The organism is Paenalcaligenes hominis (assembly GCF_011927625.1).
Classification (GTDB): Bacteria; Pseudomonadota; Gammaproteobacteria; order Burkholderiales; family Burkholderiaceae_B; genus Paenalcaligenes; species Paenalcaligenes hominis.
Map to the genome: position 1 here is coordinate 526,918 of NZ_JAATIZ010000003.1, position 25,098 is coordinate 552,015.

At 48.7% G+C, this 25,098-nt stretch carries 22 protein-coding genes and 1 pseudogene; 11 read left to right on the forward strand and 12 right to left on the reverse strand.

The annotated features are described in order from the left end of the window. Positions 1-7: 7 nt before the first annotated feature. Positions 8-222: pseudogene (locus GGR41_RS09645) on the reverse strand (transposase); the annotation flags it as partial. A gap of 21 nt (positions 223-243) precedes the next feature. Between GGR41_RS09645 and GGR41_RS09650 the strand changes: the two are divergent. After that, positions 244-1,464 carry an RNA-guided endonuclease InsQ/TnpB family protein gene (locus GGR41_RS09650; protein WP_167661644.1) on the forward strand — a complete coding sequence of 407 codons (1,221 nt, stop codon included), beginning with the start codon at positions 244-246 and terminating at the stop codon, positions 1,462-1,464. Between the two features lie 39 nt (positions 1,465-1,503). Here GGR41_RS09650 and GGR41_RS09655 read toward each other — a convergent pair whose 3' ends face one another. Further along, positions 1,504-3,012 (reverse strand): catalase, encoded by a 1,509-nt coding sequence (locus tag GGR41_RS09655; protein WP_167661645.1) that lies wholly within the window; start codon positions 3,010-3,012, stop codon positions 1,504-1,506. 160 nt (positions 3,013-3,172) lie between these two features. Beyond that, entirely contained in the window at positions 3,173-4,222 is a 1,050-nt protein-coding gene (locus GGR41_RS09660) for a metal-dependent hydrolase (protein ID WP_167661646.1), read from the reverse strand. Between the two features lie 187 nt (positions 4,223-4,409). On the opposite strand from GGR41_RS09660, the gene trhO reads away from it, so the two are divergent. Both trhO and GGR41_RS09670 read left to right on the forward strand, forming a co-directional pair. Beyond that, positions 4,410-5,450, forward strand: a complete 1,041-nt coding sequence (gene trhO / locus GGR41_RS09665) for an oxygen-dependent tRNA uridine(34) hydroxylase TrhO (protein WP_167661647.1) — start codon at positions 4,410-4,412, stop codon at positions 5,448-5,450. Positions 5,451-5,569: 119 nt separating this feature from the next. Further along, on the forward strand, positions 5,570-6,250 hold the full coding sequence (locus GGR41_RS09670; RefSeq protein WP_167661648.1) for a glutathione S-transferase: 681 nt from the start codon (positions 5,570-5,572) through the stop codon (positions 6,248-6,250). 61 nt (positions 6,251-6,311) lie between these two features. Here the strand turns inward: GGR41_RS09670 and fabI are convergent, their stop codons facing one another. Genes fabI through gloB form a run of 3 tightly spaced genes read right to left on the reverse strand, consistent with a single transcriptional unit; the run spans position 6,312 to position 9,331 of the window. Next, the gene (gene fabI / locus GGR41_RS09675; RefSeq protein ID WP_167661649.1) at positions 6,312-7,097 is read right to left on the reverse strand and encodes an enoyl-ACP reductase FabI; all 786 of its coding nucleotides are present in this window, start codon (positions 7,095-7,097) and stop codon (positions 6,312-6,314) included. Positions 7,098-7,131: 34 nt separating this feature from the next. Further along, a complete protein-coding gene (locus GGR41_RS09680) occupies positions 7,132-8,517 on the reverse strand; it encodes a LysM peptidoglycan-binding domain-containing protein (protein WP_167661709.1) in 1,386 nt (461 codons plus the stop codon). Between the two features lie 4 nt (positions 8,518-8,521). After that, positions 8,522-9,331: a hydroxyacylglutathione hydrolase gene (gloB, locus tag GGR41_RS09685; protein ID WP_167661650.1), complete on the reverse strand. Its 810-nt coding sequence runs from the start codon at positions 9,329-9,331 to the stop codon at positions 8,522-8,524. Between the two features lie 17 nt (positions 9,332-9,348). Between gloB and GGR41_RS09690 the strand changes: the two genes are divergently transcribed. From GGR41_RS09690 to dnaQ, 5 genes are read left to right on the forward strand one after another with little or no spacing between them, the layout of a single operon-like run. Further along, a complete protein-coding gene (locus GGR41_RS09690) occupies positions 9,349-10,125 on the forward strand; it encodes a class I SAM-dependent methyltransferase (protein ID WP_167661651.1) in 777 nt (258 codons plus the stop codon). Continuing rightward, a complete protein-coding gene (gene rnhA / locus GGR41_RS09695) occupies positions 10,122-10,559 on the forward strand; it encodes a ribonuclease HI (protein ID WP_167661652.1) in 438 nt (145 codons plus the stop codon). Before GGR41_RS09690 ends, rnhA begins: the two co-directional genes overlap by 4 nt. Positions 10,560-10,569: 10 nt before the next feature. Continuing rightward, complete coding sequence (locus GGR41_RS09700; RefSeq protein WP_167661653.1) at positions 10,570-11,658, forward strand: efflux RND transporter periplasmic adaptor subunit; 1,089 nt, start codon at positions 10,570-10,572, stop codon at positions 11,656-11,658. Positions 11,659-11,667: 9 nt separating this feature from the next. Further along, positions 11,668-14,712: an efflux RND transporter permease subunit gene (locus tag GGR41_RS09705; protein WP_167661654.1), complete on the forward strand. Its 3,045-nt coding sequence runs from the start codon at positions 11,668-11,670 to the stop codon at positions 14,710-14,712. Between the two features lie 17 nt (positions 14,713-14,729). Continuing rightward, a complete protein-coding gene (gene dnaQ / locus GGR41_RS09710; RefSeq protein WP_167661655.1) occupies positions 14,730-15,443 on the forward strand; it encodes a DNA polymerase III subunit epsilon in 714 nt (237 codons plus the stop codon). On the opposite strand, the gene GGR41_RS09715 is transcribed toward dnaQ, so the two are convergent. From GGR41_RS09715 to GGR41_RS09735, 5 genes are all read right to left on the reverse strand, one after another. Further along, a complete protein-coding gene (locus GGR41_RS09715; RefSeq protein WP_167661656.1) occupies positions 15,440-15,856 on the reverse strand; it encodes a RidA family protein in 417 nt (138 codons plus the stop codon). The two genes, dnaQ and GGR41_RS09715, sit on opposite strands and share 4 nt — an antisense overlap. A 20-nt stretch (positions 15,857-15,876) precedes the next feature. Next, a complete protein-coding gene (gene kynA, locus GGR41_RS09720; RefSeq protein ID WP_077733838.1) occupies positions 15,877-16,728 on the reverse strand; it encodes a tryptophan 2,3-dioxygenase in 852 nt (283 codons plus the stop codon). A 19-nt stretch (positions 16,729-16,747) separates the two neighbouring features. Next, positions 16,748-17,377, reverse strand: a complete 630-nt coding sequence (kynB, locus tag GGR41_RS09725) for an arylformamidase (protein ID WP_167661657.1) — start codon at positions 17,375-17,377, stop codon at positions 16,748-16,750. 16 nt (positions 17,378-17,393) lie between these two features. Then, on the reverse strand, positions 17,394-18,644 hold the full coding sequence (gene kynU / locus GGR41_RS09730; protein WP_167661658.1) for a kynureninase: 1,251 nt from the start codon (positions 18,642-18,644) through the stop codon (positions 17,394-17,396). An 87-nt stretch (positions 18,645-18,731) separates the two neighbouring features. After that, on the reverse strand, positions 18,732-20,327 hold the full coding sequence (locus tag GGR41_RS09735; RefSeq protein ID WP_244951455.1) for a Na/Pi cotransporter family protein: 1,596 nt from the start codon (positions 20,325-20,327) through the stop codon (positions 18,732-18,734). Positions 20,328-20,841: 514 nt separating this feature from the next. Here GGR41_RS09735 and GGR41_RS09740 point away from each other — a divergent pair. Continuing rightward, on the forward strand, positions 20,842-21,912 hold the full coding sequence (locus tag GGR41_RS09740; protein WP_167661659.1) for an ABC transporter substrate-binding protein: 1,071 nt from the start codon (positions 20,842-20,844) through the stop codon (positions 21,910-21,912). Between the two features lie 176 nt (positions 21,913-22,088). Here GGR41_RS09740 and GGR41_RS09745 read toward each other — a convergent pair whose 3' ends face one another. Then, positions 22,089-22,397 carry a hypothetical protein gene (locus GGR41_RS09745; protein WP_167661660.1) on the reverse strand — a complete coding sequence of 103 codons (309 nt, stop codon included), beginning with the start codon at positions 22,395-22,397 and terminating at the stop codon, positions 22,089-22,091. Between the two features lie 458 nt (positions 22,398-22,855). Here GGR41_RS09745 and GGR41_RS09750 point away from each other — a divergent pair, with 458 nt between their 5' ends. After that, positions 22,856-23,359 (forward strand): hypothetical protein, encoded by a 504-nt coding sequence (locus GGR41_RS09750; RefSeq protein WP_167661661.1) that lies wholly within the window; start codon positions 22,856-22,858, stop codon positions 23,357-23,359. A gap of 91 nt (positions 23,360-23,450) precedes the next feature. Then, positions 23,451-25,097, forward strand: coding sequence for an ABC1 kinase family protein (locus GGR41_RS09755; RefSeq protein WP_167661662.1), 1,647 nt, complete (start codon positions 23,451-23,453; stop codon positions 25,095-25,097). Position 25,098 lies beyond the last annotated feature (1 nt).

Below are 25,098 nucleotides of genomic sequence, written 5' to 3' on the forward strand. Positions count from 1 at the left end.
ATCCGCTTGGCGTCTGTTGTTGCTCAATGTGTTGTCGGACGATCTCAATAGGCGCACCGCCACAGCTTCCAGCAAAGTAACTAGGCGACCAGAGAGCACCACCCCATAGTTTGTTGTGAATGCTCGGATACTTCTTTTTGCGAATCATCCGGCAAAGACCAAGTGAACGTGCATGTTAAAAACACAGTGTCTACCGTGTCGAATGTCGTTGTTTTTCTTCATAGGGCAAGTATCATTATTAGTATGAAACGATTGCAAGCCTATCAATACGAACTCAAGCCCAACGGTGCTCAGCGACGCGATATGCGCCGCTTTGCCGGTGCGTGCCGTTTCGTGTTTAACAAGGCGTTGGCGTGGCAAAAAGACCGTTATGCCACCGACAATACGACTCGATTCAGCTATACCGTTCTGGCTAATTTCCTGCCTGCTTGGAAGGTAGACAAGGAAACAGAATGGCTGAAACACTCGCCAAGCCAGAGCTTACAGCAAGCGTTAAAAGACCTAGAGCGCGCCTACAAAAACTTCTTTGCCCAACGCGCTGATTTTCCACGCTTCAAGAAAAAAGGGCAATCGGATAGCTTCCGCTATCCACAAGGTTGCAAGCTCGATCAGGAGAACAGCCGTGTTTTTCTGCCGAAACTGGGCTGGGTACGCTATCGCAACAGCCGCGACGTGTTGGGTACGGTGAAGAACGTCACGGTAAGTCATAAAGCGGGTAAATGGTTCATCAGTATTCAGACCGAACGGGACGTCGAGCCACCGGTTCCACAAGGCACGTCAGCGGTTGGTATCGATATGGGTGTGGCGCGCTTTGCCACGCTCTCGGACGGCACGTACTATGCGCCGCTCAATAGTTTTAAGAAGCACGAGGTTGCGTTGCGCAAAGCGCAGCAAGCATTAAGCCGTAAAGTAAAATTCAGCCACAACTGGAAGAAGGCGAAAGTCCGCGTCCAGCGTATTCACTCCCGCATCGGTAACGCCCGCCGCGACTATCTGCACAAGTGCTCCACCACGATCAGCCAAAACCACGCGATGGTGTGTATAGAGGACCTGCAGGTACGGAATATGTCTAGATCGGCAGCGGGTACGGCAGGTGAGCCGGGGCGAAACGTTCGGGCGAAGTCCGGCCTAAATAGAGCCATTCTGGATCAAGGGTGGTTCGAGTTCCGTCGTCAGTTGGATTACAAGTTGGCGTGGGCAGGGGGGTGGCTGGTGGCGGTGCCGCCGCACTACACTAGCCAGACCTGCCCTGAGTGTGGGCATTGCAGTAAAGAAAATCGCTCTACGCAAGCGGCTTTTGCTTGTGTGCAATGCCGTTTTGAGGAACACGCCGATGTGGTCGGCGCGATCAATGTATTAAGGGCGGGACACGCCCAGTTCGCCTGTGAAGTGAGCGGTGCAGTCAGGCCGCCAGCAGCAGGAACCCACCGAAGCGACTCAGAGGCGGCTCAATGCCGCGCCTGAGCGCCGTAGGAATCCTTGCCCTTTAGGGCGGGGAGGATGTCAAAGTAAACCGGGCTGACCTAAGGCGGGGTCATTGGCACGTGCTTGTTGAGCCTCCGCAACTGTCATGCCTAGTGCGGCTGCTACGCCTTCACCATAAGCGGGGTCACATAAATAACAGTTACGAATGTGACGGTATTTAATAAAATCTAATGCGTCGCCCATTGCGTTTGCGGTGTTGGTAAAAAGTACCTGTTGTTGTTCGGGTGTCATCAGGTGAAAAAGAGCACGAGGCTGGCTGAAATAATCGTCATCGTCCTGACGGAAGTCCCAGTGATCAGCAGCTCCCTCTATATTTTGGGCTGGCTCAGCAAAATGGGGCTGCTGCTGCCATTGACCAAAGCTATTGGGCTCGTAATGGGGTCGACTGCCGAAATTATCGTCTACACGCATTTGACCATCACGATGATTACTAAATACCGGGCATTGGGCTTGATTTACAGGAATCAGAGAGTGATTAACCCCCAAACGATAACGTTGTGCATCAGCGTAGTTAAATAAACGCGCTTGCAACATACGGTCTGGCGAAAAGCTAATGCCTGGGACAAGGTTGCTTGGAGCAAAAGCCGCTTGTTCAACCTGAGCAAAATAATTATCTGGATTACGGTTTAATTCGAATTCGCCGACCTCAATTAATGGGTAGTCGCCTTTAGGCCAGACTTTGGTTAAATCAAAAGGGTGATAGGGTACTGTTTTGGCTTCGTGTTCAGGCATGATTTGTACATACAGGGTCCATTTAGGATAGCTGCCTTGCTCGATGCTGTCATACAGATCACGTTGGAAGCTTTCTCTGTCTGTGGCCACAGTAGCTGCTGCCTCGGTATCGGTTTGGTTTTTAATGCCTTGTTGAGTGCGGAAATGAAACTTGACCCAAAAACGCTCTTGGTTAGCGTTAATAAAGCTATAGGTGTGAGAGCCAAATCCATGCATATGGCGATACGAAGCAGGAATACCGCGATCACTCATTAAAATAGTGAGCTGGTGCATGGACTCAGGCAGTAGCGTCCAGAAGTCCCAGTTATTAGTGGCGGAGCGCATATTAGTGCGCGGATCACGTTTTACGGCTTTGTTTAGGTCTGGAAACTTAAGCGGGTCGCGCATAAAAAAAACGGGGGTGTTGTTGCCCACCATATCCCAGTTGCCTTCTTCTGTATAAAACTTTAGCGCAAAGCCACGAATATCGCGCTCAGCATCGGCCGCACCACGCTCGCCAGCTACAGTAGAAAAGCGAGCAAACATAGGGGTTTTTTTCCCAATCTCGCTAAAAATAGACGCACGCGTGTAGGCGGTAATGTCATGGGTAACGGTAAACGTTCCGAAGGCCCCAGAGCCTTTGGCGTGCATACGGCGCTCGGGAATGACCTCACGCACAAAATTGGCTAGCTTTTCATTCAGCCACAAATCTTGGGCTAACAGTGGACCACGTGGCCCTGCGGTAAGGCTGTCTTGGTTGTTGGGAACGGGGGCTCCGCCGGCGGTGGTTAAATGACTGAACGGACATTTAGACATACTTGCTCTCCTTTGACGTCATCGATGAGATATAGCCTTAACTATATAATTAAATTTTAGCTATGGGAATATGATTATTCATTGTATTTTTTAATGGAGTACATAAGTAAAACCAAACGCCCCTATTGTGTAATAAGGGCGCGATCATCTATTTCACTCTTTAACGGGCCGCCTCCATTTGGGCCTGCTTTAACCAGTCCTGTAGGGCCAAAGGCGGATTTGATTGATAAATACGTTTCATCACAGGCTGCAGCAAATCCCAACCTGAGTTGCCAGGCCAACGATAAGGGCTAACCAAAGTCCATTCGTCATTTAGGTTTTGTTCTGCAACCACAAAACGAAAATTGCTGAGACCCATGGCTGCGCCCAGACGAATATCTGTAACTACTAATAAATCATCCACAGGGTCAAAACGTACCCAGTCGCCAGTAAACCAGCGCAAACGTTCAACCTGATCAGATTGAGGCAGAGCTTGGGTTAAATAATGATTATGCTCTACGCACACAAACTCGCTTGGCGTACGATCTAAAAGGCTTATTACCATCTCACAGTGCTGGTGGTCATCTCGCGTTAGTACTCGCCATAGCAAGCTATTAAATGGCATCGCAGCACTCCAATGTTCCGCCGTGGGTGCGCCGTTGGCGTGTAGTTGTGCTAAAGCGCGATATTCAGCCCAGTGCTTAGCCCCTACTGTCCAGGCTAAATACAGCGAACTAAGAATAAGGCCCCAGTTTAACCAGCGTTGGGTTCGTGCGCCCACGCCAAATAGCAAGGCAGCCAATGCACCTAAAGTCAGGGGTAGGGTATAGAGGGGATCAATAATAAAAATGCTTGACCACGAGGCAGGCGTTGGGGTCAAAGGCCACCATAGCTGTGTGCCGAAAGAAGTAAAAGCATCGAGCAGTGGGTGCGTAACAAGAGTTAACCAGAGCGCGCTCCATAACCATAAAAACCCATATCGTTTATCAGGTTTAACACCACGCCAAAGCGCTGCTAACAGCAAGCTAAACGCAGTCAACACGATAAGAGAATGAGAAAAGCCTCGATGATAGGTCATGGAGCTGATGGGGTCAGCATAACGAATAAACACATCGAGGTCAGGCAGGGTAGCCAGCACAGCACCCGCTACGACCGCTTTTCTACCGTGAAAGCGACCGAGCATAGCGCCACTAATACTGGCTCCTAAAACGGCTTGAGTTAATGAATCCATATCTTATGGTAGCGTGCAGAGGTGAAAACACAACATAAACAGGGTCAACCTAAGGATGACGGTAAGTTATTTTGCGGGAGCGCAAAGGTTTTACTGCGTAAAAGGAGTATTCTAAAGCCCTAAGGAGTAAGATAATGGGTTTATCCCCATTTGCTTACTGAGCAATTTGTTTTTAAAAAAGTGAAGCATGGCTAAATATCTTGTTGCCGCCCTCTACCATTTTGTAGAGTTGGACGATTATGAATCTTTACAGCAACCCTTAATCGATTTTTGTGAACAGCGCGACATTATCGGCACGCTGCTTTTAGCGCGTGAAGGCATCAATGGCACCGTAGCGGGGCCAGAGCAAGGTGTGCGCGAGCTTTTAGATTATCTACGTTCAGATGCTCGTTTGGCTAATCTTGTTCACAAAGAGGCCTGGACTGACGTTCTTGCTTTTTATCGATTAAAAATAAAGCTCAAAAAAGAAATTGTCACTTTAGGTGTGCCCGATCTAAAAACAGCTGAAATGGTAGGCGAGTACGTAGCACCCGAAGACTGGAACGACTTAATTACCCAACCGGATGTCGTGCTGATAGATACACGTAACGACTACGAAGTGGGTATTGGAACGTTTAAAAACGCGATTAATCCCAAAACAGACAGTTTTTCTCAGCTGCCTGAATGGGTCGAAGAACAGCGTAAGCCGGGCGGTGTCTTACATGGAAACCCACGCGTTGCCATGTTTTGTACAGGTGGCATTCGCTGCGAAAAATCTACCGCTTATATGCGTTCGCAGGGGTTTGATCAGGTCTATCATCTGCAGGGTGGCATCTTACGTTACCTCGAGGAAATTCCCGCCGAGCAAAGCACCTGGATAGGCGAATGCTTTGTGTTTGACGAGCGGGTGTCTGTGGGTCATGGCCTAGCACGTGGTGATTACCAGTTTTGCCGTGCTTGTCGTATGCCTCTTAGCGCCGAAGAACGAGCCACGCCTCAGTACGAAGAGGGCGTTAGCTGCCCGTATTGTCATGGTTCGTGGGGCCCTGAAAAAATGCAGAGCTTGCGTGAGCGCCAAAAGCAAATGCAGTTAGCCCAAGAGCGTGACGAGCGTCACGTCGGCGCCCCAATGCAAAGCATGAAAGAGCAAAAACGCCAGCGCAAGGCTGAGCTGGCCGAGCTTTCTCGTCAGGCACAAAAACAACGGGAAGCCAAAGACAAAGGCCAAGACCAACCGATGGCGTGTTAGCCTTCATGCCTTAGCTAAAAGCCAGCCGTAATTTTTAGGTTGGCTTTTTTAATGGGATCACCCTGCGCTTACCTGTCTATGTTAGAACAACAGCAAAGGGATGCGTTACACTACGAGGTATGACTACTGAATCCTTACCTATTCTTTATTCGTTTAGGCGGTGTCCCTATGCGATGCGGGCACGTTTAGCTATTGCTGCCGCAGGCCTTCAGGTGCAATTGCGCGAAATTGTACTGCGCAACAAGCCCGCCCATTTGCTAGCGATCTCGCCTAAAGGTACGGTGCCGGTTTTGATGGTGTCAGAGCACCATGTCATTGAACAAAGCCTAGACATCATGTATTGGGCGCTAGGGCAATCCGACCCTCAGCGGCTTTTACCCTCCGATACTGCTGTGCTAACCGCACTGATCGAGGCCAATGACGGCCCTTTTAAAACGCACCTAGATCGCTATAAATACCCACCCCGCTACCCAGAGGAACATGGCGACCTAAGCCCCGAAGCTTTTTCAGCTTTGCATCGGCAGAAAGGGGCTCAGCATTTACTAAACCTAGAGCAGCGCTTGGCTCAACACGATTATTTACTGGGCTCAACGCTCAGTATGGCAGACTTCGCTTTGGCGCCTTTTGTACGCCAATTTGCTCATACCGATTTAGACTGGTTTAAGGCGCAAGACTGGCCACACCTGTGGCAATGGCTGCAAGGGTTTTTAAACTCTAAACCGTTTGCGCAGGTGATGCATAAATACCCAGCATGGCAAGAGCAAGACGAGGTAACGTTGTTTCCTCCGCCCATTCACTAAACCAAAAAACAGAGCTCGTAGTGAGCTCTGTTTTCAAGTGAAGCAGTATGGGTGTAGAGGGTTACTCGTACATGCCAGGGGTAACACAGTTAAACCCAGCATCCACGTGTGTGATTTCACCCGTAATGCCCGCTGCTAAGTCAGATAGTAGGAAAGCGGCCGTATTGCCTACGTCTTCAATAGTGACATTACGACGTAACGGTGCATTTTGCTCGACAAACTTTAAAATATGACCGAAGTCTTTGATGCCACTGGCTGCCAAGGTTTTAATCGGCCCAGCTGAAATACCATTGGCACGAATGCCATGTGCACCCAGTGATACCGCTAAATAGCGTACAGAGGCCTCGAGAGCAGCTTTGGCTACACCCATGGTGTTGTAGTTGGGCACGGCTTTTTCTGCGCCTAAGTACGTTAAGGTTAAAACAGAACTAGAACGACCTTTCAGCATAGGCAGTGCTGCTTTAGCGAGTGCAGGAAAACTATAAGCTGAAATATCATGGGCGATGGCAAACGCTTCGCGCGATAGGCCATCAAGAAAATCACCTGCAATGGCTTCGCGGGGTGCAAAACCAATCGCATGCACTAAACCATCTAGGCTATCCCAGTGTGTTTGTAAGGTAGTGATGGCATCAGTGATTTGCTGGTCTTCTGCGACATCTAGGGGAATAACAATGTCTGAGCCGAGCTCTGCCGCCAAGCTGGCCACGCGTTCTTTAAAGCGCTCGCCTACATAGGTAAGAGCAATTTCTGCGCCTTGCGCTTTACAGGCTTGGGCGATACCGTAAGCAATGGACCGGTTTGAAATAACGCCAGTAATTAATATGCGTTTACCGCTTAGAAAAGCCATACTAAAAATTCCTTTTATACTCGTCAATCGTTAATTAGCCACGCGTAGGGCCAGGCAAGCGCAGGCGCGCCCCAGGGGCAAGTCGGCTCGATTTTAGATTATTTAGCTGCTGTAGTGTAGAAACCGTTGTGTTGTAGCGGCGGGCGATGCTGTAGAGGGTTTCGCCTTTCTTTACCGTGTGGCTTCGGGTTGCAGCGGTATTGGCTTGAGTGGTGGCGCGTGAACGTTCTGCAGCAGTGGGTGTAATCGTGGTGGGTAAAGCAGGGGTTTCGTTAAGCGCTGCAATTTGAGTGCCGAGCGGATCGGCTTGAATAGCGTCTTGGGCAGCGACCAACAAGGTTTGAGTTGCTTTAACTGTGGATTGTTTAGCACTGATACCATTAATAGAGCGCAGTTGGCTTAGGCTCATGCCATAGCGTTTTGCAATCGTGGCATAGGTTTCACCCGGTTTAGGGTTGTAAATGTCCCATTTGCTTAGTCGGCCTTGGTAACGCTTGATGTTTTCCTGAAAGATATCGGCTTTATTAGCGGGTAATAATAGCGTGACATTGGTAGTGGGCGTGGTGCTGCGATTATAAGCGGGGTTAAGGAAGCGAAAGTCATCCAAAGACATTTCCGCCAGCTCGGCGGCAACCTCGAGATCAATTTGTTGCGAGTGCGCAATTGCAGTGAAATAGGGCTCGTTTTGCACTAAAGGCAAAGCAATATTGTACTGTTGGGGATTAGTAATAATGTTTTTAATGGCTTGCAGTTTTGGTACGTAGTTGCGAGTTTCATCGGGCATACGTAAAGCTAAGTAATCCGTGCCTAGGCCTTCTTTGGTGTTTTTGTCTACCGCGCGTAAGACAGAACCTTGACCCCAGTTATACGAAGCCAATGCCAAGTACCAGTCGCCTTGCAGTTCGTATAAGTATTGTAGATAGTCCAGCGCTGCATTGGTGGATGCCACGGGGTCTCGGCGTTGATCTAGCCACCAGTTTTGCTCGAGATTGAAATCTTTGGCTGTGCCAGGGACAAACTGCCATAACCCGGACGCATGCGCTTTAGAGTAGGCTTCAGGGTTGTAGGCGCTTTCTACAAAGGGCAACAGGGCCAGTTCCGTAGGCATACCACGGCGCTCTAGTTCATCTACGATATGGTAGAGGTATTTGCTGGCGCGCTCGCTCATGACAGTGACAGAGCGGGCATTGTTGGCGTAATAGTTTGTCCAGTAATCGACCAGATCCGTGCGTAAGTTGGGAATGGCATAGCCACGACGGATGCGATCCCACATGTCTTTTGGGGGATGGGTTAAGTCGATAGTACGGGATGTATCGGCAGCAATTTGAGGGCCTGCTGGGGACCGAGCTTGTTGGTTATTAGTGGCGCAGCCGGCTAACACCATCAACAAGCTTACTAGTAAAAGGCGTAGTAAGTTCATGGCTTTAAGCGTTATTTTTCCATTCTCGTAGTTGCGCAAATACCTCCGTATCGGTCGATGCACGACGAGAACCGTATTGAGATGCGCTTAATTGTACCGCTGGAATATGAGTGCGTAAAAAGGGATTAATACGTAATTCTAGGCCAATAGAGCTAGGCAATGTAGGCTGGTGGTTGGCACGTTGTGCTGCCGCCTGTGTGTAATAGGCGTGCAACGCTGAGTTATCTGGCTCCACCTCTAGGGCCCAGTTTAAGTTAGCTAAGGTGTATTCGTGAGCACAGCATACCAAAGTCTGGGGGGGTAAAGCTGTAATTTTGTTTAACGAACCTAGCATCTGAGCTGCTGTGCCTTCAAAAAGCCGTCCGCATCCCCCTGAAAAAAGGGTATCACCACAAAATAAAAATGGTTCGTTGGTATCGCTGTAACCAAAGTAGGCCACATGACCTTTAGTGTGGCCCGGTACCGTCAGCACGCGCAGCTCTACGCCTAGCTCTGATAAATAAATGGGATCTTGATCGTGCACCGCCTGAGTCCGCTGCGGTATGGTTTCATTAGCAGGCCCATACACAGGGAGATCAGGATAGGCCTGTACGAGCTCTGTAATGCCGCCCACATGATCGTGGTGATGGTGAGTAATCAGTAATGCCGTTAACTGTAATGAATGTTGCTTTAGATAGGAAAGCACTGGCTGGGCGTCGCCTGGGTCAACCGCGACCGCGTATTGTTGGTTGTGGAGTAGCCAAATATAGTTATCATTAAATGCGGGGATGGCTTTAAGCTGTAAGTCTGAGGATTGGGAAAATTGATAGGTCATGGCAAGGAGTAAAAAAAGTGATTGAACACGAAGAACTGGCTGACTTAAACCAATGGCTATGGAGTGAGTCAGGTCGGTATGTACGTTCGTGGGAGCAGCGCTATATTAGCCGACTGCTACGTCAGGTGTTTGGGTACCATGCAGTGCAAATAGGCCTACCCGAATGGGATTTCATGCGCCATAACCGTATTTTGCATAAGTGGTCTAGTACCCAACACGAACCGTGTCAGCCTACGACTTATGCCATGGTGATGTGTGCCGCAGAACACCTGCCTTTTGCTAATGAAAGCCTAGACCTTTTAGTTTTACCTCATACGCTAGAAACATCAAGTGATCCTCATCAGGTTTTACGCGAAGTCGAACGAGTTTTAGTGCCCGAAGGCTCGGTGGTAATCAGTGGTTTTAACCCGTGGAGCATCTGGAGCCTAGCAGATCGCTTGCCGGGCCTAGAACAGCATTTGCCTATCCAGCCATCGCTGCATTTATCGCCGTGGCGTGTGGCCGACTGGTTAGAGCTTTTGTCTTTTGAGATGACCGATCAAGTATTTGGCGGTTACGGTCCTTTATGTGGACAACGAAAATGGATACGCCGTTGGTACTTTATGGAAAAATGGGGTGCTAGAATGTGGCCGGTGCTTGGTGGTTTATATGTATTTAAAGCAAAAAAACGGGTCAATCAAATAACGATGGTGGGTTTAGATTGGTCTAAAGCACGTCACGGCATAATGCGTCCTAACGTAGCCGTCACCAAACCACAAATGAATCAATCAAAATCAACACAACTAAAACCATGAAAGACGTTTCAATTTGGACTGACGGGGCTTGTAAAGGTAACCCGGGTGTAGGTGGCTGGGGTGCACTGCTTATTTATGGCAAGCATCGTAAAGAAATTTATGGCGGCGAGCCAAACACCACGAACAACAGAATGGAGTTAACGGCGGTGATCGAAGCCTTAGCTTTACTAAAACAGCCTTGCGTGGTTCATGTGTATACCGATTCAGTCTATGTACAAAAGGGCATGAAAGAATGGATTCATGGTTGGAAGCAACGCCAATGGCGTACGGCTTCAAAGCAACCGGTGAAAAATGCCGATCTCTGGCAGCAATTAGATCAGTTAAGTCAGCAACACCAATTACAATGGCATTGGGTCAAAGGCCATGCGGGTGATGCTGGCAATGAGCGTGCAGATCAGCTGGCAAATTTAGGTGTAGAACAAATAACGGCATAATGGGGATGGTATGAAAAAGAGGCTGTGGTGGGTGCTGGTGGTTTTGGCAATAGGGCTAGGGCTTATTTATTGGGGAGCCCGGTATTTAGCGGCTGACTTAACATCCGCTCCCAGCACAGCCGCCCAAGCCGCGACGCCAGCACAAGCTGAGCGCGTCCAAGTCGAGGTCGCGCCAGTGCGTACACAACGCTTAGCTCAACAGGTCACGGCTGTGGGCTCGTTACTTGCAAAAAATGCGGTGGTTTTACGTGCTGAAACCTCGGGACGTATTGCTCACATTCAATTCGAGGAAGGCAGCCCTACAAAAAAAGGAACAGTACTGGTGCAGCTTGACACGGATTTATTACAGGCTGAACTCCAACAGGCCCAAGCCAATTTACAGTTGGCACAAAGCCGAGCTCGCCGTGCTCAGCAATTAAGCCGCGAAGGGTTTATTAGTGCTCAGGCTTTGGATGAATCTACTAGCGAACACAGTGTTGCTTTAGCGCAGGCCAATATCATTAAAACGAAAATTGAAAAAAGCCAAATCATGGCTCCTTTTGACGGGGTGCTAGGCTTACGCCATGTATCGGTAGGTGATTACGTCAATATGGGTACAGAAATTGTGGCCTTAGCTTCTATCGAAGATCTACAGGTGGATTTTCGCGTTCCCGAGCAGTACCTGTCTCAAATTCAAGTGGGCACGCCCATTCATTTGCGTTTAGATGCTCAGCCTGATACCCAGTTCTTAGGCCAAGTCAATGCGATCAGCCCGATGATTGATGAACAAGGGCGTGCCGTGGTGTTACGGGCTCATGTGCCTAATCCCGAACTAAAAATGCGGCCTGGGCAGTTTGCCCGCTTAACGATTGATCTTGCCGAGGAGGAGGCCTTAATGGTGCCAGAAACGGGGCTGTCTCCGTCTGGGCAGGCTCAATATGTGTACCGTTTGCATGGTGATGACGCCGTAGAGCGTGTCGAGGTGGTTGTAGGCACCCGCAAAGACGGTTGGGTTCAAGTCCAAGGTCTAGAGCCTACCGATGTGGTGTTGACCTCTGGCTTACAAAAAGTACAAACGGGAACATTGGTGCGTTACGACACCAAGCCCGTCCAACCCTAAGAAACGATCATGCGCATTTCCCATTTTTGCATCCGTCGTCCGGTATTTGCCACGGTGCTGTCGCTATTAATTGTATTGGTAGGCTTGATTTCCTACGAACGCTTAAGTGTGCGCGAGTACCCAGCCATTGACGAGCCTGTTGTTTCCGTTATTACTAATTATAAGGGGGCTTCGCCCGAGGTAATTGAGTCACAAGTGACCAAACCCCTCGAAGATCAGTTATCGGGGATTGAAGGGGTAGATGTGATGACCTCACGCAGCCGTTCTGAACGCAGCTTAATTAATATTAAATTTAATCTAAGCCGTAGTCCGGATGCGGCAGCAGCAGATGTACGAGACAAAGTCTCACGAGCGCGTCGTTTTTTACCTGATGAGGTAGACGAACCCGTCATTAACAAAGTCGAGGCCGACTCGACGCCTATTATTTATATTGGCGTCAATATGGGGCAGCTGTCACCCATTGATGCCTCTGATTATATTAATCGTTATATTAAAACGCGTTTATCCGTATTGCCTGGTGCTGCCGAAATACGTGTCTTTGGCGAGCGGTTGCCAGCGATGCGTATCAATATTGATCGGGCACGTTTAGCAGGGCTTAATTTAACGGTCCAAGACATCGAAGAGGCCTTACGTAAACAAAACGTCTTGATTCCCGCCGGGCGTATTGAGTCGCAACTGCGTGAGTTTTCTGTTGTTTCCTCTACAGACCTTCAAACCGTTGAGCAGTTTCAACAGATCATCGTAGCGCACCGCAATGGTTTTCCAGTACGACTGGGTGATATGGCCACCATTGGCATTGCCGCAGCAGAGGAGCGCGTATTGGCCCGTTTTAACGGGGGCGATAGCTTAACCATAGGGGTAACCAAACAGTCCACGGCTAACCCCTTAAATTTATCTAAAGCGGTACGCGCCGAAGTCGAGCAAATCAACCAAAATTTGCCGGGTGGCATGACGTTAAGCATTTCGTATGACAGCTCAATTTTTATTCAAAAGTCGATTGATGCTGTGTACAAGACCATCATCGAGGCCACGCTACTTGTGACCTTGGTCATTTTGTTTTTTTTACGCAATATACGTGCCAGCTTAATTCCTATTGTCACCATTCCCGTTTCCTTGATTGGCGGCCTAGGCATTATGTATGCGTTTGGCTTTTCGATTAACACCTTAACCTTATTGGCAATGGTATTGGCGATTGGTTTGGTGGTAGATGATGCCATTGTGGTGTTAGAAAACGTATTTAGGCATATAGAAAATGGCATGGGGCGTGTGCAAGCCTCTTTTTTAGGGATCCAAGAAATCGGTGGTGCGGTCATTGCCATGACGTTAACCCTCGTCGCTGTCTTTGCGCCGTTGGCATTTGCTACGGGCCGGACAGGGCGTTTGTTTATCGAATTTGCGCTCACCTTAGCCGGTGCCGTGTTTGTCTCTGGTTTTGTAGCGTTGACGTTAACACCGATGATGTGCGCTGTATTGCTGCGTCCTCATCATCGGCCAGGGCGTCTTTACTTGCTGATTGAAGGGTGGTTAAACAAGTTAACATTCGCCTACCGACGTGCGTTAATCGCAGCATTACGCTATCGCAGCTGGGTGCTGATTTTTGGCTTAGCAGTGGCGGTAGGCAGTGGTTTTTTCTTTAGTATTATCAAAGGCGAGTTGGCCCCTGTCGAAGACCGCGGCGTCATTTTTGGCATAGTAAGCGCCCCTGAAGGCGCCACCTTGGAATACACCTTGCAAAGCGTCAAGCAAATCGAAGGCATGTACGCCCAGTTGTCCGAAGCGGAAGGCTATCAAGCGGTGATTGGTTTTCCTACCGTCACCGATTCCTTTGCTATTTTACGTTTAAAGCCTTGGGAAGAACGCGAGCGTAGTCAACAACAGATTGCCCGCGCCTTACAGCCTCAGTTTTCATCACTGCCTGGGGTGCGTGCTTTCCCCACCAACCCGCCGTCGTTTGGACAGCGCGCTACCTCTAAGCCCGTAGAGTTTGTCATTATGAGCCAAATGCCCTATGCGGAATTAGCTCAAGTGGTCGATACCTTTACACAACAACTGCGTAACTACCCCGGCTTACAAAATATTGATACGGATTTACGCTTAAATACGCCCGAGCTACGTGTAGAGATGGACCGCGACAAAATGGCCGATTTAGGTTTAGATGTGAGTACCGTGGGGCGCACTTTAGAATCGTTATTGGGTGGTCGCCAAGTCACTCGTTTTGAAGACGAGGGTGAGCAATACGATGTCATCGTACAGGTCGACAAGCCATTTCGCTCTCGTCCTGATGATATTTTAGATATCTACGTACGCAGTGATACGGGGGAAATGGTGCCGTTGGGGGCCTTTTTAAGCGTCCATGAAAGCGTTTCGCCCCAATCCTTAAACCACTTTAATCGTTTGCGTGCCGTTATTGTTCAAGCCGCAGTTGCACCAGGTTATGCATTAGGCGAGGTCTTGGACCACATGCAGCAAGTGGCTGCAGATACGCTTCCTCCCACAGTGCAAACCGATTTAGATGGGCAGTCGCGCGAGTTCCGCGACTCTTCTGGCAGCATGTATTTTATTTTCGTGATGGCCTTAGTATTTATTTACTTAGTGCTTGCCGCGCAGTTTGAAAGTTGGCGCAATCCTTTTATTATTATGTTGTCCGTTCCTTTGTCCATGACAGGGGCTTTATTTGCTTTATGGCTGAGCGGCGGTACTTTATCTATTTACAGCCAAATTGGCTTAGTGACATTGGTTGGCTTAATCACCAAACATGGTATTTTAATTGTCGAGTTCTCTACCCAACTCCGTGATCAGGGCATGAGCCTTTATCACGCCGTGGTACGCGCCTGCGAAATGCGATTGCGTCCTATTTTAATGACGACGGGTGCGATGGTGCTAGGTGTGATCCCATTAGCTTTTTCCACGGGGGCGGGCTCAGAGAGTCGCCAACAAATTGGCTGGGTGTTAGTAGGCGGCCTCAGTTTCGGAACGCTTTTAACCTTATTCGTTGTGCCTGCCGCCTATACCTTAATTGCGGCAAAAGCCAAACCGCGCCAATCCTCCTCTTAGACATTCACCGATTAATTATGCGACAAATAGTTTTAGATACAGAAACCACAGGCTTAGACCCCGATGATGGCCACCGTTTAGTGGAAATTGCTGGCGTGGAAATCGCCAATCGGCAGCTAACAGGCAGTCATTTGCATTTATATGTAAATCCTGGTCGTGATTCCGACCCAGAGGCCTTAGCTGTACATGGTTTAACTACCCAATTTTTGGCCGACTACCCCCCCGTTGAAGACGTGATTGATCAAATTATTCAGTATGTATCAGGCGCTGAAGTCATTATTCATAATGCACCGTTTGATACGAAATTTCTGAATGCGGAATTTGTCCGGTTTGGCTACAAGCCTTTTACCGATTACTGCGGCAAGATTACGGACTCATTAGTGCATGCCCGAGAGCTGCATCCAGGGAAACGTAATAATCTTGATGCATTATGTGATCGCTATGGTATTTCTAACGAGCACCGTGTATTGCACGGGGCTTTACTTGACTCGGAGCTTTTAGCCGATGTGTGGCTAGCCATGACACGCGGCCAAGAAAGCCTATTGATGAGCTTTGGCGGCAGCAATGAGAACCAGACCGACGATACCGAACACCTAAGCTTTGACGCGAGCTCGTTGCCTGTTATTTATGCCAGCGAACACGATTTGACCGAGCATAAACACTATCTGGATAACCTAAGTGCCAGCAATAAGGCGCCCACCTTGTGGACGACCTTAGAGCAAAAAGACTAGCGTTCTGGCACCACAGCAGTGGCTTCTATTTCAATGCGAAAGTCAGGCAAAGCCAGTTGGCTGACGCCAAGCAGTGTATTGGCAGCAGGGGTATGGCCTGCGTAAAAGTCGTTAAGCAATGCACTGAGACCCATTACGTCTTCGGTGGTGTGGTTAACCAAATACGTACGTAAACGCACAATATCAGCTGGTGTTGCCCCGACCTCGGCAAGCACCGCTTTAAGGTTCGCTAACACATAGGGGGCTTGCCCCAAAATAGAATCGCCTCCTTGAACTACATACTGAGCATCCCACGCCACTTGTCCTGCTAGGTGGACGGTGTTGCCGCCACGTTGCAGCACCGCATGGGAAAAGCCGAAAGAGGTGGAGTTATAAAGCTGTGCGGGGTTAATGGGGGTAGTTGTATGCGTCATAACACATCTCGTTATAAGAGTTAAAGCTCGGTGCGCAGGCTCCAAAGCTCGGGAAATAGCACCACATCTAGCATTTTACTGAGGTAATCCACACCTGAAGTGCCCCCTGTGCCACGTTTAAAACCAATAATGCGCTCCACTGTGGTGAGATGACGAAAACGCCATTGACGAAAAGCATCTTCAATATCGGTCAGCTTTTCCCCCATCTGATAAATATCCCAGTATTTTTGCGGGTCACGATAGGCAACTAGCCACGCCTCTTGGACGACAGCATTCGCCTGATAAGGTTGGGTCCAATCGCGCTCTAGGTAGTCATGTGGAATCGTTAAGCCTTGGCGCTGCATATAACGCAACGTTTCGTCATATAACGAGGGGCTTTCATAAACGTGTTTTACCGCCTCGTAGAGATCAGCGCGATGAGCATGGGGCTTAAGCATAGCGGCGTTTTTATTGCCCAACATAAATTCAATTTGCCGGTATTGAAAGCTTTGAAAGCCGCTTGAGCGTGCTAAGTAGGGCCGTAGCGCGCTGTACTCAGGGGGTGTCATGGTTGCTAATACAGCCCAAGCGTGCACGAGTTGCTCCATGATACGGCTGACACGAGCTAACATTTTAAATACGGTAGGCAGATCATCGTGGCGTAAGTGCTCTACCGCCGCTTGCATTTCATGCAGCATGAGCTTCATCCAAAGCTCGCTGGTTTGATGCTGAATAATAAACAGCATTTCATTGTGGTCGGGCGATAGCGGATGCTGAGCGGTCAAGATCTCGTCTAAATGTAAATAACCACCGTACGTCATGTCTTTTGAAAAATCGAGCTGAGCGCCTTCGGCATGCACAATGTCTTCAGGTTTGTTAGGTGTGGAACTCATAATACAACTCGGTAGAGAATTAAAGGCGACGCAAAATAGCACGAACTGGGCTGGCGTCGGCGTCGATTAGCTTTAAAGGCAGCGCGATAAGCTCGTAGTCGCCGGGATCAACATCGGTTAGAACAAGGTTTTCCAACACACGCATGTCATAGCTCAAAATACGCTGGTGGCTTTCCAGTTGCTTGCTGCTTGCTGGATCGATGCTAGGCGTATCGATACCAATTAGCGTCACACCCTGCGCGTGCAGTAAGTCGATGGTTTCCGGTGCATAGGCAGCAAATTGGTCCTGCCACTGGGTGGGAGGGGCTGCACGATAGGTACGCACTAAAACGCGGGGCGGAATGTCAGCTAACGCATGCTCGATATCGTGCGGACGAATTAAATCGGTGCCGTCCAAGACATGGATGACCCGACAGGGCCCTAAAAAAGGAGCAAGCGCCATTTCCCCGGCACTGGGTTGGTTAGGTGCATAGTGTAATGGGGCATCGGCATGAGCCCCTACATGCGGTGACATGCTAATACTACTGACATTAACCGGACATTGCTCACTAAGTGTCCACGTCCATTGTTGACGATACGGTGTATCGCCAGGAAAAACAGGACTATGGTGGCTAATAGGGGGAGAAATATCCCAAAGTGTTTGGCTCATACTTAGGTTCCTGAGGTTAAGTCACCGCATTTTTTTCTAAGGTGGTGTCGTAGCGTTGATGATCTAGGATGTCTTTAAGGATGGCTACGGCGCGCCATACATCAGAAAATGATGTATAGAGTGGGGTAAAACCAAATCGCATAATATGCGGCTCGCGGTAATCACCCACTACACCGCGCTCGATAAGGGCTTGAACAATGGCATAGCCATGTGGGTGCGCAATACTGACTTGGCTACCACGGTGTGCATGATGGCGTGGGGTTTCTAACTGAAGGGGATGGCCGCTGCATTGTTCTTCGATAAGCTGAATAAAGAGATCCGTTAGGGCAAGGGATTTAGCTCGGATTTTTGCCATCGTCGTGCGCTTAAACACGTCTAAACCTGCAGATACCAACGATAAGGAAATAATAGGTTGGGTACCGCATAGAGCGGCCCGAATATCGCCAGCCCCCTGAAAGTGGGTTTGCATTTCAAAGGGCGACTGATGCGCCCACCACCCTGTTAAGGGTTGAGTGAAATGAGGCTGATGTTTTTCAGGCACCCAAATAAAAGCGGGCGCACCCGGGCCACCATTCAGGTATTTATAGGTACACCCCACGGCAAAGTCAGCGTTAGCAGCATGCAAGTCCACTGGCACTGCGCCGGCAGAGTGACAGAGGTCCCAAAGAATGAGGGCGCCTTGTTGATGCGTATAAGTGGTGAGGGCAGCCATATCCACCATATAACCGGTACGGTAGTTAACGTGCGTTAACAAAACCAGAGCCACATCGTGATCAATGGCAGCGTTAAGTTGATCGGGATGATCCACCAAACGCAATTCGTAGCCATCATTCAAAAAGTGCGTTAACCCCTGAAGTATGTAGATATCCGTTGGGAAGTTGCTGCGCTCGGTGACAATAACACGACGCTGGGCAGTCGTAGCCTGAGAGCGTTGCAAATGTAAGGCCGCTGCCGCCGCTTTAAATATATTGACTGAGGTCGAGTCTGTCACAGCCACCTCGTTAGGCTTGGCCCCAATTAATGGAGCCAGCTCGTTGCCTAGCTGTAACGGGCGCTGAAACCAACCGGCTTTGTTCCAGCTTTGAATTAGGTCGTTGCCCCATTCGTGCCGAATAATATGCTGGGCCTGTTCCAGCGCCGCATGGGGCTGTGCCCCCAATGAGTTGCCATCTAGATAGATCGTATTGGGGGGTAATGCAAATAGGTCTCGCAATGTGGCGAGCTCATCGCTTTGATCTAATTCGGTGCAGTATGCTTCGGTAATCATAAAAGCCCTAGAAAAATATATGCTTATAAGTATATATTTATTATCTAAAGCTTTATGAGTAAAGGCTATTGCTGTTTATGCGTAGAGCTAGCTGTTCTGAGGCTGTTGTGCTTGCTCTAAATAATAGCCAATGCGCCAGATATGGTGCGCGTTACGCTCTAACCAGCGGTAATTATCCGTTTCCAATAAAATGGCACGGTTTGATGCGGTTTGCCCTGGGGCTTGCAGCAAACTTGTACGGGCTTCATTAGAAATATCTTTCAGTTTTTTAGCTTGGGTCTTGAGCTTTTTGACCCAGTCTTCGGGGGATTGATGACGTAGTCCCGAGTCTAATAAGCGCAATTGCTCTAAAGCCACCACTACCCCTTCTTCGAAAGCACGCTGATTAATTTGATGGGATTCATCAATAAAATAATATTGCCGTGCCGCTAGACGAATAAGGTGGTCAATGGCGTGCAGTTGTGCCACTTGAATCTGATTCATTTTTTTATCATCAGTATCGACTTGGATACGCGTCACAAAATCAAACGCGCTTTCTAATGCCGTGTTTTTGCGCTGTAAAAGGCTGAGCGGTACTGGACCACTGTTACTGACCAAGGCCTGATGAATATCAGTGATTTGCTGGGTCAGCTGCACGATGGTGCGTTGAGACGCGTCCAGCGCTAGCTCTGGCATGGTAAGTAAGCTGCTATCTAAATGCGGCGTTAAATCGTCTTTCTTTTCTGGTAGTAGTCGTTCTACTAACAAGGCAAAGCGATCAATAAACGGAAAAAACAGTAACGAACCTAATAAAATAAATAAAGTATGAAAAAGGGCTAAGCTGACTGCGCCCGGCGTCACATGGAAATACTGGGCCCCTTTGTGTAATAAATACAAATAAGCCGGCAATAAAAGAATCGCAATAAGCCCAGTGACTAAATTAAACAAGACATGGGCTAGGGCAGTGCGTTTTGCCGCATTGGTAGAGCCAATGGTGACCAAAGCACTGGTAATAGTGGTTCCAATGGCGGCTCCAACAATGACTGAGCCGGCTTGGTCTAAACTAATCGCACCGGCATGCACGGCGGTTAAGGTGGTCGCAATCGCGGCTGTGGATGACTGCAGCAACGCTGTCATTGCCAAGCCAATCAACATAATAATTAAATGCGCTCCCAAGCCGCCGACTGGCAATGCCGCTAAGTCAAATTGGCCTGTTAACCCGGTCATGGCGTCTTGCAGTGTACGCAAACCTAAAAACATCACGCCAAAACCCGCCATGGCCATGCCCAGGTCAGCAAGACGACCCTTGGAAAGCAGTTTGCAAATAGCCCCGATGCCAATCAGCGGCAAGGTGTAAAAGCTTAGGTTCACTTTTAGCGCAATACCCGACACCACCCAACTGGCTGCGGTGTTGCCTAGACTCGCCCCCATCACCACACCTACAGCATGGTTAAACGACACCAATCCTGCACTGACAAAACCGATCAAGGTGACCGTGGTCGCGGTGGAGGACTGCATCATGGCGGTTAACACCGCCCCAGAACTATAGGCTTTAAGGGGAGTACCGGTAAAACGGATCAAAGCTTTACGTAAAGTTTGACCTGAAAAAGCGACTAAGCCACGAGAAAGCAGCATCATGCCAATTAAAAATAGGCCCACCCCCCCAAGAAAAGGGAACAGCACATCAATCATAGGTGATTCCAAAAGCGTCTACGGACGAGAAAATAAGTGAATTGTTGCATTGTTGTTGATAGTTTATTTCACATCGATATATATGCAGTAATACAACGCTTGTGCGCTGATAATAGTTTCTATCATGTTCTTATTGGCTGCCCTGTAGTTAAGGGCTTAGTTATGCCTTGTATTCGTAGGTCACGGGTTTTTATTCACTTATATAACGGCATACATAGTAGATGGTTACAGTGCTTAAGTGAAAACTATGAAAATAACATGCAATATTTAACTGTGCAGCCTGATAGGGAAAAGGGCTACTTTAGGCGTAGCGGCCATTATGGTGGCAGTATTGGCTTTAGGCAATGCGCAAGCTAACGGTTTTGTGGTGTGAGGTTTAAAAACGAACAGGCCTTTTCGGGATGGCTTGTCAATTGAAGCTGGGGTGCGTAACCTAGAAGATAAAAAATACGAGTACAAAGAAGATTGCCTCATGGCAAACCGTGTTTGGTGTGCTAGGGGCATTTGTCGTTTTTAAAGGCTTATTATGAACCGTCGTGCTTTATTAAAAGCATTAGGTTGTTCAATGTTGCTATCAGGGGGCTGGGCGCCCCCTGCTGCTTTAGCTCAGGCATTGACGCAGCCTCATGTTACCTCTCCCTTGTTTCATGTTTTTGGGCAGCTGCCCGAGCCCGTTGAGGTGAAACGCGTGTTTGCTGCAGGGGCTCCGGCTGCGGTGATGCTTAATAGCGTTGCACCGGCTCAATTGCTTGGTTGGCCTTCATCTGTTTCAAAGGCTAGCCAACAATGGCTCTCTGAAACCAGCCGCCAATTACCCGTAGTAGGGCGCTTAGCGGGTCGTGGGAGTACGATTTCTTCAGAGCAATTAATAACACTAAACCCCGATGTAATAGTCGATGTCGGCGATGTGAACGAGCATTATTTATCCATTGCGAAAGAGTTCTCTGAAAAAACAGGGATTCCCTATATTCTTATCCAAGGAGCCATCGAAGATACGCCAGAGCAACTAGAAATACTGGGTGCTCTGCTAGGACAACAGCGTCACGGTCAGCAACTGGCTCAAGCCGCCCAAGACGTCTTGGACTACGTGGCAGCTAAACGGGAAACATCGACATTTAAAGCCCCTCGTATTTATTTGGCGCGCTCTGCTACGGGCCTAGAAACCGGTGCAGCGCAATCCATACACAGTGAAATAGTTCGCTTAGTGGGCGCTACGAATGTGGCAGAAGACCTAGACAGCACAGGGCTGGTTCAGGTGTCGATGGAACAGGTTTTGGTCTGGGATCCAGAGGTCATCTTGACCCAAGACAAATCGTTTTATCAAAACGTTTATGACAACCCTCTGTGGCAAGATGTGCCGGCCGTGCGCAATAAGCAAGTTTTGTTTGTGCCTAGCGTACCGTTTGGGTGGCTAGATATTCCCCCAAGCATCAATCGCTTGTTAGGTGCCTTATGGCTCACCGCCTGGATTCACAAGGAAAATGAACAGGTCTTACTGGAAAAGGTGCGTCATTTGTTTGTGATGTTTTATCAAAACGACCCAGGCCCAGAAAAATTAAAGCAACTGCTTGTAGACCCAGTCCAATTTGCTGATTAAAACTAAGCGGCGGGTAGTGGAGTACGGGTTGGCGGGCCCAACGTTTTTAATCTTAGTTAGGATTTTTACCCCGCCGCAGTATAGGCTAGTACTCTTTTATTGACATCCTCCCCGCCCTGAACGGCGGGGTTTTCCGCGCAATCTGATAAATACATTTGGCCACTACTCTGTGGTGGTTAATTATCTAGGTGTACGCGATGAATGCCCTCTTTTTGGCCGAGCTCTTGGGCTAATTGCGACAGAGGCAAAACGCGTTGAGCTGTGCCATGTATGGTGAGCGATGTGTATCGATTTTGCCCCTCGTGCCTAAGTGTACTTTGGGCTTTAGATACGGAGACACCTGAGTGACGCAAGTATTGATATACGGGCGACTTCATGCTTTGGATGGCCTGGCTTGAGCCCACGATGGTTAAGCGATATGGGGCAAGAGAAAGCTTGGGTTGCGAGCCACCACTAAGGCAGCGTAAAAATTGAGCGAAACGCATAGTAGTTCCTTTGGGCAGAATACTAAATAGCGTATCGCAACACAACACACAAAAGTGGTGTAAAAAAGATTAAAAGGCGATACGCGCGGTACGAGTTTGACTACTTTCGTCTGTATCCACGGTTAAACCTATCTGATGAAAAAAGATAGTCATATTATACACTTAAAACATTTACAAATCGAAAATGAAACAGTAAGCACGGCCCGCTGCTCTTAGCGTGTCATTTTTCCGTACCATTTGGTTGTTTATGAGCAAAAAAAAGCATAGCGTCTCCGTCAAGCTGCGCATGATTAAGGTGTGTTTTGATCCCAACAAATTTATTGGCTCCTAGAGGGGAAAAAGCTTCTATACCCTAACCCTTAGGATAAAAATATCAACAAACCCGACGCGAGCGTTTACAATATCTAGCCGCTGCACTACAGCAAGAGTTAGACAATAGATTTTTGGGTGTATATATTTTGACTACAAGACGAGCGAAACGTTGGGACGGTGAGCTTTCATCGTTGTCAGTAGATTATTTAAAAGACGTTCTAGAAAAAATACAGGCTTATGGCGTAGCTGTTCAGTTTGAGTTTCCTGGACATGCCAAAATGCCGATTTATCAAGTCATTAACCACCGTGGTTATAAAATGGGTTTTGATGGCAAGCATTTATTGCATAGCCTCAATGAAAATGGCAATGTAAGCGATCAGCTGTCGGCTGAATTCTCTATAGAGCAAGTTCAACAAGCCATGCAGGCACCAGTGGCTGCACCACGTGCTCGTAAAAGCGCTGGTACTCGGGCTCGCAAACAGGCCCAACCCGAACAAGTTGAAGTAGACAAATACAACTACTTCCGCGAAAACCGAGACTGGTTGCCGGATGATATTCAATATTATTCCGATGAAATCAGCACCATGATGCGCGGTGGGATGACAGCAGAGCAGGCCTTTGGTAGTATTTTGGACGAACACTACGAATAAGCCAGGGCAGCCTACGGGCTGCTTTTTTTATGCTTTATCCCAACTTTTTGCCTAAAACTACAGTAAGCTTTGGCATGATGAGGAGGACGCCATGCTTGAGACAGCACTTGTTGCGGCGCGCGATCGTGCCCGCTTAGCCGAAGTGGCTGGAATTTTAATCAGCTTCGGGCTTGATGGATTAGTTGCGCAGTTAGGGCTTCATACTTTGCTACCTAATCCAAAACAGGTTGAACGGGCCCATAAAAATAAATCTGTGCCAGAGCGACTACGGCATGCCATCGAAGCCTTAGGGCCTACGTATGTAAAATTGGGTCAGATTCTTGCTACACGCCATGATTTGCTAGGCCCCGAGTGGACCAGTGAATTAGAAAAATTACATAACCATGTTGCTCCCGTGCCGTGGGACGACATTGAGCCGCAGTTAATTGAAGACCTAGGTGCCAACCCTTATGACGTCTTTGCGGAGTTTTGCCCCGAACCCATTGCCGCGGCCTCCATAGCACAAATCTATAAGGCGACCTTAAAAACCGGTCAAGAAGTGGTCTTAAAAGTGCGTAGACCTCAACTGCGACCCAAAATAGAGGCGGATTTACGTCTATTAAGGCATTTGGCCTCGCTGCTCGAGCAAGCCAGCCCCGATTGGGCGCGGTTTAAACCTGAAAGCATGGTGACTTATCTAGCGAGTGCTATGCGTGACGAGTTGGACTTTGTGCGCGAAGCCCATAACTGTGAACAGCTTGCCGCAGGCTTTGAAGCTAACCCTTATATTGTCTTTCCACGTATCTATTGGCCATGGACCTCAGAGCGTTTACTCGTCCAAGATTTTATTCCTGGCGTAAATGCCACTCGACGCGATGCCCTAGCTCAGGCCAATATTGACCCTAAGGTCATCGCCCAACGCGGCACACTGGCTGTGTTGCAAATGATCTTTCAAGATGGGGTCTTTCATGCGGATCCGCATCCAGGAAATTTGTTAGCCTTGTCAGGTAATCAAGTCGGGTTTATTGATTTTGGTCTGGTTGGGCATGTGTCGGCACGACGAAAAATCCAGTTGCTGGCTATCTTTCAAGCGTTACTGGATGGGCGTAGCGACCGAGTAACAGGTATGCTGCTAGCGTGGTCTGCTCAATACGATGCAGACCCCAATCATATTGATATGGCTGTCGAGCGTTTTTTGGCTCAGCACAGCGTAGGTCGGTTGCGTATCAGTCAAGCCTTAATGGACTTTATGGCATTAGCACGGCAACAAAAAATCACTTTACCCGCAGATTTAAGCTTGCTGTTTAAAGCCTTAATGACAGCGGATGGCGTCTTAACGCAAGTTGACCCGCAGTTGGATGTCGTACGCTTAGCAGAGCCAATGGTTCGAGAGCAGATTCAAGCCTATTACTCAATCAATGCAGTGCAAGAACGGGCCAAGCACGTTACCGCTGAGCTCTATGAGTTAAGCGACGAAATTCCCAATACAATTCGTTTGCTTTTGCACCGTTTGCGTCATGGTCGCGTAGGTGTAGACATGGAGCTACGTCAATTAGACCGTTTGGTACAGATATTTGAGTTGTCGGCTATCCGACTGTGCATGGCTCTGGTGACGGCGGCTTTTGTGCTGGGTTTAGCGCCCCGTTTGTTTGAATATGGCCCAGTCATCGCAGGCATCCCGTTATTTGCCTGGTTTGGGTTGGCTGCTACGGCGGCAGGCTGTGGCCTGTTAGCGTTTTGGTTATTTAAACCGAAATAAC